The following is a 12,508-nucleotide window of genomic DNA, read 5'->3' as shown; positions in this document are numbered from 1 at the left end:
AAATTAGAACCTAGCATTTATTGTAAATCCAAAATTTCTAACAGGTGGGTTTGAAGTGTCATTGACATTACCATAAGCGTTCGGATAATCAGAAGCCATGCTGTCAAAATCAGGGTCCATGAATTTGTTTTCTTTAGGAAGCCATAAAGCTAAATTTCTTCCGACAAGTGCGATAGAAAGACCTTTCAGGGTTTTCTGTCTTGCTGAAAGCCATGCTTCAGGGATATCATACGATAATGCCAGTTCCCTAAATCTCCAATGGTTTGCACTTACAATAAAATTAGATGCAGTATTTCCGAATTCTCCTGTATAGTAGTTGTAAATAGGTTCGTTTTCACCAATTTTTGCAGTGGTGTTAGGTATGTATGAACCTGGGTTGTTTGGATCTTCAATCACAGAGTTAGGAAGGATAAAGGGCTCGCGGTTGTTGTAAGCTGTAGCTTCAGATACACCGGTCCATGCCATTGCAGAACCTAATCCGAAGAATGAAGTTACGTGGCCACCTTTATATTCAAATAACGCTGAAAGGTTGAAGTTTTTGTAGTTTACAGATGGGTTCAATCCGATTATCCATTTAGGAAGGGTTCTTCCAAAGTTTACATTGGTTGATGATTGGAAAGGGCGACCATCAGCTTCACTAACAATGATGCGGCCTTGGTCATCTCTCTCGTAGTCGGTGCCGCGCATAACAAATGCTGGTTCACCCACGATTGCATAGTTTCCTGCAGCAATATATCCACCAACAGCAAGTTCTTTTTGGTTCAATCCTTGAGCCTCGTAGATGCTTGTTACTTCTGAATCGTTCCATAGGAAATTTCCTCTGAAGCTGATACCACCATCATTAAATTTAATTAATGGAGATAAGTTGAAGTCAAAATCAACACCTTTGCTGTTGAATGAAGCGGCATTGGTATTTGTTCTTGAATAACCAGAAGCTTCTGAAGTACTCACCCTGATAATTTGGTCAGTATTTTTCGAGAAGAAGTAAGTAGCTTCTAACGTTAATCTGTTGTTCCAGAAACCTGCTTCAAAACCAGCTTCAGTGGTATTGATACGTTCTGGTTTAAGGTTGTAATTGTAAGATTCATTGTTGGCAGTCAAACCAGAAACTACACCAAATGGGAATCCATTGGCTTGAGAGAATGTTGCTTCAAGAAAGTAAGGGCTAATGTCTGAATTGGCGGTATTGGTCCAAGCACCTCTAACTTTCAAATAATTAAAGAAATCAGAAGTGATGTCAAGAGCATCTGAAACCACTACTGCAGCATTTACTCCAGGGTAAAAGTATGAATTGTTTCCTGGAGCTAAAGTTGAAGTTTTGTCCCAACGGCCTGTGAATTCTAAATTAGCCCAATTTTTGTAATTAAAACCAGCACTTCCGTAGGTAGAAAACAATCTTGTTTTATAACCGTCGGAGTTACCGGTTAAGTTTCCGGTCCTTATGCTGATGTTATATAGTTCTGGTATTACAAGGTTGCCTGCACCTACAGTTGTCGCTCTGTATTCATTCTGTCTTACAAAGGTTCCTAAGATACCGTTGAATTTGAAATCATCATTGATTTGTTTAGTGACATTAGCAAAGAATTCAGAGGTTAAAATTGTTTGGTTATAGCTATATTCTTCTAATGAAGAAGGAATAGGTGTCTTGCCACGAGATTCACCGAAAGGTGTAGATTTATTACCTACGGTAAGATCGCGTTCTGCAATTCCTCTAGACGTTAAACTTGCACGGTAGGTGAAGTCTAACCAATCGAATGGTTTTAAGCCAAGGTCGATATTAGTAATCAAATCCTGCTTTTTGCCAGAAGTACGCCAGTTGTCTAAGGTAAAGTATGGGTTCAAGCCGTAGTTAGTGAACCAGTTCTCGTAAGTCGCGAATTTATTGTTTTTGTAATCTTTATAGCTGGTAAGGGGGATATGCGCAGCTGTATTGATCAATTGGCTGAATAGACCGTCATTACCACCTGTACCTTGGGCTGTGAAATAGTTTTCTGGACCCGATTGGTTAAATGTGTTGTAGTTCTGTTGCGAGTAGTTGAAGTTAGCACCTGCTCTGAACATACCAAATTCACGTTTTGCGTTTAAGCGAATACCATTTCTTCTGTTTTTATCACCAGGTACTATACCTTTGATGTCAGAGTTTTCTAAACTTAAGAAAAAGTCTTTTGCGTTTATAGATACGTTGGTTTGATTAGTGACACCAGTGTCATAGAATTTTTCGCGCTCATCTGTACCGACATAAGGAGTAGTCTGTTGGCTACCATCAGGTAATTGCGGGCCGATATCAACTATTTGACCATCGTAAGCCGGTCCCCATGACCAGTTCTCAACTGGGTCGATGATGCCATCGTAACCCTGTCCAAATTGTTTTTGCAATTTTGGAAAGAAGGAGATGTTTTGCCATTGGGTAGAGTGGCTTACATTAATGTCAGTTTTTTCAGATCCGCTCTTGGTATTAACCAAAATCACGCCGTTACGTGCATCAGGACCATAGATTGCTGCAGCAGCAGCGCCTTTTAACACAGATACATTTTCAACATCATTTGGATTTAGGGAAGAAAGATATTTGATATCCATCTGTACACCATTCAATACCAATAATGGGTTGTTGTTACCTGTCAATGATCTGATACCGCGCAAATTGATGCGGACATCTTCAAAAACGCCAGAATTGTAGGTCGTTACATTCAATCCTGAAACTTTACCTTGTAAACCATTGGCGATGTTTACAGCACTGGCTTTGTTAACGGTTTTGCTATCTACTTGTTCAGCAGAATAGCCTAATTCTCTTTTTTCTCTTTTAACCCCTAATGCCGTTACGATAACTTCTTCAAGCTCGTTGTCAGAGGAGGTTAATTGCACATTTACAGTAGATTGGGTACCTACTGCTACTCTTTGTGTTGCATATCCAATATAAGAAAATACAAGAGTTGCATTTCCTCTAGATACATCGATGGTGTAGTTACCATCACCATCAGACTGGGTTGCAGTATTCGTTCCATCAACACGGATTGATACCCCGCTTAAGGAGGTGCCATCCAAGGCCGAAGTCACTTTACCGCTTACCTGCCTTAGTTGTGCATTTGCTACTCCTACGAATAGCAAGCACAGCAGAATAACGCTGAGTAATCTTTGTTTCATAATACTTCGTTGTTCGTAAATAAATTTTGTTAGTAATACTATTTGTTAAACATTTTCAATAAGTGAAGGCTTATTGATTTCATAATTATTGATTGTGTCAAATATAGAAAAACTTTAACATTTATAAACAAATTGGAATATTACTAAGAAAATATAATACTCTACTTGATAATTGGATTAATAAATAAAAGAATATAATCCTTTTTGGTAAAAGTTGGAAAATATGGGGTTTATATTAGTTAAAACTAATTATTTTGTGATGAATGGTTGTCTGACCCATCATATTTTAGGAATTAATTAAAGTTTTGATAAAATAACTCTTTCTGTCAGTAAAACTATTAATTAATTAAAAATCAATAAGTTAATTATTTGAATATTTTTTTGTAACAAGTTTGATTGATTTTTTGAAATTACACTTGATAATGCCTTAATAACCAACGCTATTTCATGGTAAGAACCAAGGTGCCTAAGATAATTAGCCCGGCCCCAATTGCAGTTTTCATTGTGAGTGCTTCTTTTAAGAAGATAATGGATAGGATAATAGTAATGGCTACGCTTAATTTATCAATTGCAGCAACTTGAGACACATTGCCGATCTGCAGGGCTTTGAAATAGAATATCCAGGATAGTCCGGTTCCAATACCTGATAAGATTAAAAATAAGATGTTCTGCTTTGAGATATTTGCAATTTCTTTCAGCTCCCCTTTGACTAACACGATGCTCCAGATCAGAAATAATACAATGACAGTTCGAATAGCTGTTGCTAGGTTGGAATTGATTTGAGTGACTCCGATTTTTGCGAAAATAGCAGTCAATGCTGCAAATAAGGCCGAAAGTAATGCATAAAAGATCCACATATTGAATAGATATTTAAAATACTCTACAAAAACTTAAGCCAAACGTTTTGTTTTGGTAAAATGGCATTATCATGGAAGCATTTTGAATGTCCTTTTTAGTTAATAGTTTGTTTATTAAAGGATAAGACCAATATGCAAGTTCTGTGGATATAATTCCAAATCCTGCGCCGGCTACTACATCACCGACCCAATGACGATTATTGATGGTTCGGTAAACTCCAGTGAAAAGCGCAAAAGAATAGCCAGAGATTCCAAGCCAGATATTACTGTCCTTATATTCCCTGAACATAAATTGTGCAGAAGAAAATGCCGTAGATGTGTGGCCAGAAGGAAAAGAAAGGTTGTTGGAGCCATCAGGTCTTTCTTCATGGATCAGGTGCTTTAAAGGCAAAACCATTGCCGCATTGAGCATTTGGGATGTGAGGTAGATTATTGTTCTATCGCGTAAATTGTGTTTTCCTTTAATTCCGGCCGCATTCAGACCGTATACTAACAAAGCTGGGGCATATTGGGTATAATTATCTAGCTGTATGTGATCAGGTTGATGTTCAAATATTTCATATCGGGTGGAGTTATTGAGTTCTTTCAAGGATTCATTACTCAGGCTAGCAATCCCAAAACCTATGAACACTGTAGGTGCAATGAGGTGCCTGTAATCCAATTTATAGTTATTTATGTCCTGGTCTTGAATGTCAATTTTAACTTGATTAATTTGGCTAGTGCTATCTTGGGTCTGAGCTGAAACCCTAACCATACTGGATAGCACGTAGGCCAAAGTAATTAGTGTGACTCTAAATTTTATAGACATTCTTGTAATGTTTCCTTTTGATATGGAATACAATATCATTGGAGATTTAGAAGAAATTTTGAATTGCAACAATAGGTATAACTTATATCTTTTGAATTGAAGTTTCCGGCATAAAATGAACTGTAAATTGATGTTTTTGCTGAGAGAATTGGTATTTGATTTCCCATCCTTGATTTTTACAAATCTCTTTTGCGATTGCTAACCCTAGGCCACTTCCGTGTATACTTTTTGAATTCTTGGCGAAACGTGTGAACAGGAATTTAGCTTCGAGTTCCTTTTGACCAGAATTAGAAATTTGAAAGCTTTCACCTGTCAGTATGATTCCTATTCTTCCATTTGGTTCGCTATGTCTCAAGGCATTAATCAAAAGATTGTGAATAAGAATTTCAACAAGACTGCTGTTTCCAAGCTGGTGAACACGAGGGGTGACATCCTTTGTTAAGGTAATCTGAAGCTCTTCAAAATGTTCTTTTAGATTTTCTAGGCTTTCATTAACTATATTGCTGATATTGATTTTCTCGGAGCTGTCGAATTGATTGTTTTCAATTTTGGCTAGCAATAGGAGGTTCTTATTGATTCTAGAGCTACGAGTTAATGCCTGGTTCATTTCTTCGGCAATGTGATATTGCTTTTCCGTCAAATCCTCACTTTGTAATAGGATGTCCAACTTATTTTTAAGGATTGCGAGTGGCGTTTGCAGTTCATGCGAAGCATTTTCGGTAAATTCCTTTTGCTGATTGAAAGTATTGATGTTATGTTTTAATAATTTGTCTAGGGTTTCGTTTAATTCTGCAAATTCCTTGATATCAGTATCCTGAAATTCTAAGGTATTATTTGAATTTAGTTTAAAGGATTTTAACTTTTGTAAAGTGTCTTGAAAAGGCAGCCAAACGGTTCTGGAAAGTCTTCGGTTCAATATCCAGAAGCCAATGATAAGAATCAAGAAGAAAACTAAAGTCGCAATAGCGATATATACAACTGTTTCCTCTGTTTCCTCCACATTGGTTTCAACAACTAAAACATAATTTTGCCCATTAATTTTAATGTTTGTCATCAAGCCTCTGAAACGATCAATGGATTCAGTGTCAAAGTAAATGTTCTGTCTGCGGATTGTGTAAAGACTATCGCTTTTTAAAGGGGCTTGGTTAGCCTTGATTTTGCTGACAGGTTGTATTTCATTCCAGAATTTGATGTTTTGTTGGATGTTTTCCCTACTAATGTTTTGAGCGTTGAATTCATTTTCAATTCTTTGAGCAATCAATTTGTTGTTTTCATCAAGCTCTTTAATCCATATCCAGTCAACTAATAAAAAATAGGAGGGTATACTCAATACAAAGACAATAAAAGCAAATATGCTTAGTTGCTTCAAGGATTTTTGCAATAAGTTTTTCATCCTTCCCATTTGTAGCCAGTTCCGTAGACAGTCTTTAGATAGTGATCACAGCCAGCCTCATTCAATTTCTTTTTGAGATTTTTGACATGAGCATATACAAAATCGTGATTATCGAGCATATCCGCAAAATCACCTGATAAATGTTCCGCTAATATACTTTTAGAAAGGACTCGGTTTTTATTGCCGATAAAATATAACAATAGGTTGAGTTCCTTTTTTGTTAATGGGATAATGTTATGGTTAGAAGAAACAGTTCTTGCTAATAAATCAATTTCCAGTTTGCCTTGTGTAATGATATTGCTGTTATTGAATTGTTTCCTTCTCATTAAGGAATAGATCCGTGCATTCAATTCGGATAGATGGAAAGGTTTCGTCAAATAATCATCTGCCCCGATTTGTAGTCCCTTTATTTTATCATCCAATGAGTCTTTGGCTGATATGATGATGACACCATCTTGTTTTCCTAAAGATTTCAATTCTTCCAAGAGCTTTAGCCCATTGCCATCTGGAAGACTGATGTCCAATAGAATACAATCATAGCTAAAGTTTTCAATCCTATCTTTGGCTTCAGAGAAAGTATTTGCTACTTCGCAAAGGTATCTCTCTTCTGATAGGTACTGAATCATGCTTTTAGCCAATTCGATTTCGTCTTCAATAATCAGAATTTTCATTTCATAGAAATAATTTCATGTAATTAAAGGTACAATTTTGAAGAAAATTAGAAGTAATGAGAATAGAAGAAGGATATATTAAAATGTTTAATAATTGGTTGCCTTCAGATTGAATATTGCAAATATGATCTTTTACTAAGAAATGTTAATTGATAAGTTTTTATTTTTTTTATATAAAATATTATCAATTAATGTTAGTATATCAATATCTTAATCTAAATTTATTAGAAATAATCAATTTACTTGTTGTTAAAAAACGCCATAAAAACTAATGTTATATTCTTTCATATTGTTTTAATAACCTAATAAATTATTAAATATTTAAGGATTTTTAATATGAGCATCGAAAATGAAACCGAGATTTTATGTTCTGTAGCAGACGGAAGTGAAAAATCATTTTTATTAATTTATAATAAATATAGGGAAGGTGTTTGCAATTTTGTGCTTAAATATGTAAAATCAAAAGAATTAGCAGAAGATATTTCTCAAGAGATATTTCTTAAAATTTGGGAAAAAAGGGAAAATTTAAGATCAGTTGAAAATTTTAAGAATTATATAATTACCATATCTAAAAATCACACTTTAAATCAATTAAGGAAAATTAGCAATACCACAATTGCATTTCAATATTTGATGAAGAGTATTTCAATTCAAGATACCTCTACTAATGATGAATTACAATTAAAAGAATACCATTGTTTCATCCGAAAAGAATTTGAAAAATTACCTGCTAAATCTCAACAAATTTATAACCTGTGTAAGGAGCAGGAATTAACATATGATGAGGTGGCAAAAGTAATGGGTTTCAGTCGACATGCTGTTAAAAAACACATGACCCAAACATTGAAAGTATTGAGAACTACAGCTAAAAAACGTTTGGATATTCATCTTTGCATACTTTTTGAAATTATTTTTCTATTGACTTAGAAAAATAATTTCAAAAAGTAGTACCCTACTATAAGAATCATGTGTCTATTAATTATAAGCCTTTATAATAACCATTTATGAATGAAAATCAAAAGTTTTATAATGAATTAGTTCAAAGGTATATTGATGGAAGAGCAAATGAAAAGGAATTAGCTTTGTTTTTTCATTTGTTAAAGGAGGGAAAACTCGATCAATATCTGGAAGAAAATGAGGTTCAAATTAATATTAGTAATAAAATAAATCCAAAAAAGGTTTTATATATCAAATATTTAAAGTATGCTGCGATATTGTTTTTAGTTGGGTTTACTACCATTTCAATAATAAAATATAGAAATACCTTAGAAATAAATGATCAGAAGGCTTTATTAAACAAAATACTTCCTGCTAGTGAAAAAGCAATTTTATTACTCTCTGACGGAGAAGAAATAAAACTGGATTCGAATTCAAATGGTCTTTATTTAAATGGTGGCCAATTGAAGAATGGCTACGGGAAATTAGTAAATGATAATATTAATGAACATTATTTAATTAATGTTCCTAAGGGAGGGACTTTTCACTTAGTATTAAGCGATGGTTCTAAAGTTTGGCTGAATTCAGATAGTAAGTTGAAATTCCCACAACATTTTAATGATGGAGTTAGACAAGTTGAATTGACTGGTGAAGGATTTTTTGAAATTTCGAAGAGAACTATGGAAAATGGAAAACAACAATCATTTATTGTAAAAACGAAACGACAATCAGTTGAGGTTTTGGGTACCTCTTTTAATATCAGGGCTTATGGAAATGAAGAAAATGTAAAGTCAACTTTGTTTTCAGGTATTGTTAAAACGAAGGACAATTACAGTAATCAAATAGCTACACTTGCTCCAGGTCAACAGGCTATTAGTGATTCAACTGGAGCGTTGAATGTATCAATTGCTGATTTAGAAGAAATCTCCGGATGGAGGTCAGGATCATTTATTTTTAATGATGCTCCTTTAAAAGAAATTCTATCCCAAATGAGCACATGGTACGATGTAAAAATAAAAATTAATGGGAATGAAGATTTTCGTTTTAATGGTTTATTTTCAAGAAATCTATCTTTAGGAGATGCCCTAAATGTAATAGGTCATTCGACTGATTTAGATGTTAAATATAAAGATAATCAAGTTATTGTGTCCGCTAAATAGTATAGCCTATGTAAAAGATCGAAAAATAAAAAAAACGGTGATTTTGCGCCATCACCGTTAATTGAAGCTAATCAATTCTATAGGGAAATTATCTCTATTATTAATCAACCAAACTCTTACAAATGTATGGAATTAAAAACCTTAATCAAACTCTCAAAGTTTTGGTCTAATAATCCTTTGAGTCTAAAAATTAGAAACCTTAATTTTTTATTAAAAATTTTCGTAATATCCTTTTTCCTGTTAAGTCAACAGGTTTGTGCAAAGGTCTTTTCGCAGAATATTACATTACAAACAAATTCTGAAAACATAAGCACTGTTCTTAAATCAATAGGAAAACAAAGCGGTTTTAGTATGTTTTATAATAGCTCATGGCTTAAAGGAACTAAACCAATAACAATTAATGTAAAGAATAAACCTATTTCTCAGGTTCTTGATTTAGTTTTTGCTAATCAGCCCATTAGCTATAAAATAGATGGTAAAAACATTCTCATAAAGCAAAATCCTGTTAATAATCAAGAATCTACCATTTCAAATAATAGATTGAATAATCAAGTCAAGATATCTGGAGTTGTATTAGATAGCTTAGGAAAGCCTTTAGAAGGAGTAAATGTAAAAATCAAAAATGCAAATTTAACAACTTTCACAGACGTCAAAGGAAATTTTAGCTTTGAAAATAATATAAATTCAAGTCCAATTATTTTGGTTTTTTCTTATGTTGGATTTCAAACAATCGAAAAGATATTTAACGGAGAAAATCTTCAAGTATTTTTAATTCCTGTTGTTTCTGATTTAGAAGAAGTTGTTGTTGTTGGTTATGGAGCAGTTAAGAAGACCGATTTGACAGGCTCTATTTCAACACTTGGAAAAGATCAAATTACACAAGTCAAAGGAATTTCTAATTTTGCACAAGCCTTACAAGGTCAGGCAGCTGGTGTCCAAGTTAATCAAGCATCTGGACAGCCTGGTGAAGGGATGAAAATCCAAATTAGGGGCTTGAATTCTCTCGGAGCAAGTAATGATCCGTTATACGTTGTTGATGGACTGCCATTAGACGGTTTGTCCGCTCAATTGAATCCGGAAGATATTGAAAACATTTCTGTATTAAAGGACGCCTCTTCGACTGCTATTTATGGGTCTAGGGGGGCAAATGGAGTGGTAATTATTACTACAAAAAAAGGAAAATCTGGAAAAACATTAATCAATTATAGTAATTATTTAGGGTCTCAAAAAATAAGAAAATTTGCTGATTTAATTAACGCTAAAGATTTTGCTAAGTTACAAAATGAAGTTGCTCTGAATGATAATAAACAACTTCCTTGGACTGATCAGCAAATAAAAGATCTCGCTGAAGGGACAAATTGGCAAGATTTAGTTTATCGAAATGCATTAGTTCAAAATCATGATTTAAACTTAAGCGGTGGAAATGAAAATACTAAATATTTTACTTCTTTTGGTTATTTTAATCAAAATGGAATTATTAGAAATTCCGGTTTTGAAAGAATGTCATTTAGAGGGAATATTGAACATAAGCTTTTTGATAAGTTGATCTTTAGTACTAATCTATCTATTCAGAATTCAAAATATAATCGAGCTCAGTATCAATCCGCTGATGGTGGTGGTGGAATTCCTTGGGCTACTATGGTTATGCCTCCAACAATTGGTGTTTATGATGAGAATGGAGAGTACACTAAATTTACTGGTGTATCCTGGGGAGAAACAAATCCTGTTGGTATTTCGGATAATTGGCATAATTCCTCAAATAGTTTAAGAATTATTGGTAGTTCAAGTATTTCATATGAAATCATAGATGGATTAAAATTTAAATCTAGTATTGGTATTGATCATAGTTATAATAAAGGGGATTTATACTATCCGGGTAATATTAGTTTAGGCCAGAAAACAGATCCTAATGGACAACCAATTTTTGGAGTTGCCCAAAAATCTTATGGCAGTACCTTTACTTTGGTTAATGAAAATATCTTGGAGTTTCAAAGAAATTGGGGAGATCATAAATTAGATGCTGTTGGAGGAATAACTTATCAATCAAGTAAATCCGATGATTTAAATAGCGGATCTGGGATAGGGTTTTTAAGCGATATTTATCTCAATAATAATATTTCTTCTGCAATTATTAAAGCCTTACCTAGTAGTAATTGGCAAGATAATAGATTAATGTCATTTTTAGGAAGAACGAACTATTCATTTAAAGATAAATATTATTTGACATTAACTGGACGATATGACGGATCTTCAAGGTTTGGAGCAAGTAATAAATTTGCTTTTTTCCCATCCGCCGCTATTGCTTGGGCAATAAGTAATGAGGAGTTCTTAAAAGATCATTTATGGATATCAAATTTAAAGCTTCGAAGTTCTTATGGTGAATCGGGAAATCAAGCTATTAATAATTATCAGACTTTAGCCAATATCTCAAATACTGACGTCGTATTTAATAATGAAATTAATATCGCGTTTATTCTAGCTTCTTTAGAAAATTCAAATCTCAAATGGGAAACCACAAGACAATTTGACTTTGGTTTAGATTTCAGTTTATTAAACAATAGGTTAGAATTTGTTTTTGATTATTATAATAAAAAAACAAAGGATTTATTATTAAACGTTACTTTGCCTGGTTCTGGTGGTTTTGGATCTGTTCTTCAGAATGTTGGAGTTGTTCAAAATAGAGGTATTGAATTCCTAATATCTGGGACTCCAATTCTTAAAGAAAATTTTAAATGGACTAGTTCTTTTAATTTATCAGCGAATAAAACTAAAGTCCTTGATTTAGGGAATGATGCATATGGCAATCCTATTGAATATAAGGAAATTGGAGCTGGAGGCAATTGGTTCCCTACAATTGTTGGTGAATCACGCATGCAATTATATGGTTATACAATAGAAGGAGTATATAAAACAGACCAGGAGGCTATTGATAATGGTGAGCCAAATAAAAAAGCTGGTGATTACAAATTTAAAAATTGGGATAATAAAGGTGTAATAAATGATAGTGAGGACAGAACTGTTTTGAGCAAACTTGAACCTGATTTTACTTTTGGATTTAATAATAAGTTTTCTATTAAGAATTTTGACTTTTCATTTTTGTTAGTTGGAAGTGTGGGGAATGATATAGTAAATGAATTTAGAAAATATAATATCACATTAAACGGAGAATGGGTTCCAACTTATGAAGCTTTCAATAATAGATGGTCAAATAATTCAACAGACAGCAAATTTGATAAGCCAAGTAATAAAAGCGGTAGTTCTATCCGAGATTATCCTAGCACTTTATGGGTTGAAAATGGAACATATGTAAGGTTAAGGGATGTAACTCTAGGTTATACATTTCCATCGAGGTTTGCCAATTCGATAAAACTTTCTAATATACGTGTTTATATAAGTGCTCAGAATTTTCTAACATTTACGAATTATACCGGATATGATCCTGAAGTATCCTGGTCGTCAGCAAGTATAAATGGCTGGGATCGCGGAAATTATCCTTCTTCAAAATCATTTATTGCAGGTTTAAGGGTTGAATTCTAATTGAA

8 protein-coding genes are annotated in these 12,508 nt (G+C 33.6%); 3 read left to right on the top strand and 5 right to left on the bottom strand.

The annotated features are described in order from the left end of the window. Positions 1-3: 3 nt before the first annotated feature. The 5 genes from NLF99_RS07915 to NLF99_RS07895 all read right to left on the bottom strand — a co-directional run bounded on the left by NLF99_RS07915 (position 4) and on the right by NLF99_RS07895 (position 6,870). On the bottom strand, positions 4-3,141 hold the full coding sequence (locus tag NLF99_RS07915; RefSeq protein ID WP_254527623.1) for a SusC/RagA family TonB-linked outer membrane protein: 3,138 nt from the start codon (positions 3,139-3,141) through the stop codon (positions 4-6). Positions 3,142-3,581: 440 nt separating this feature from the next. Further along, positions 3,582-3,998, bottom strand: coding sequence for an EamA family transporter (locus NLF99_RS07910; RefSeq protein WP_254527616.1), 417 nt, complete (start codon positions 3,996-3,998; stop codon positions 3,582-3,584). 13 nt (positions 3,999-4,011) lie between these two features. Beyond that, on the bottom strand, positions 4,012-4,806 hold the full coding sequence (locus NLF99_RS07905; protein ID WP_254527614.1) for a phosphatase PAP2 family protein: 795 nt from the start codon (positions 4,804-4,806) through the stop codon (positions 4,012-4,014). Positions 4,807-4,888: 82 nt separating this feature from the next. Beyond that, positions 4,889-6,199: a sensor histidine kinase KdpD gene (locus NLF99_RS07900; RefSeq protein ID WP_254527612.1), complete on the bottom strand. Its 1,311-nt coding sequence runs from the start codon at positions 6,197-6,199 to the stop codon at positions 4,889-4,891. Then, positions 6,196-6,870, bottom strand: a complete 675-nt coding sequence (locus NLF99_RS07895; protein WP_254527610.1) for a response regulator transcription factor — start codon at positions 6,868-6,870, stop codon at positions 6,196-6,198. Before NLF99_RS07895 ends, NLF99_RS07900 begins: the two co-directional genes overlap by 4 nt. A gap of 336 nt (positions 6,871-7,206) precedes the next feature. Here NLF99_RS07895 and NLF99_RS07890 point away from each other — a divergent pair, with 336 nt between their 5' ends. The 3 genes from NLF99_RS07890 to NLF99_RS07880 all read left to right on the top strand — a co-directional run bounded on the left by NLF99_RS07890 (position 7,207) and on the right by NLF99_RS07880 (position 12,503). Further along, positions 7,207-7,797, top strand: a complete 591-nt coding sequence (locus tag NLF99_RS07890; RefSeq protein ID WP_254527608.1) for an RNA polymerase sigma factor — start codon at positions 7,207-7,209, stop codon at positions 7,795-7,797. A gap of 77 nt (positions 7,798-7,874) precedes the next feature. Continuing rightward, complete coding sequence (locus NLF99_RS07885) at positions 7,875-8,966, top strand: FecR family protein (protein ID WP_254527604.1); 1,092 nt, start codon at positions 7,875-7,877, stop codon at positions 8,964-8,966. Positions 8,967-9,092: 126 nt separating this feature from the next. Then, complete coding sequence (locus NLF99_RS07880; RefSeq protein ID WP_254527602.1) at positions 9,093-12,503, top strand: TonB-dependent receptor; 3,411 nt, start codon at positions 9,093-9,095, stop codon at positions 12,501-12,503. The last annotated feature ends 5 nt before the right edge of the window (positions 12,504-12,508 follow it).

It is taken from the genome of Sphingobacterium sp. LZ11T8 (genome assembly GCF_024261425.1).
Classification (GTDB): Bacteria; Bacteroidota; Bacteroidia; order Sphingobacteriales; family Sphingobacteriaceae; genus Sphingobacterium.
This window is presented reverse-complemented; position numbering and strand designations above follow the sequence as displayed.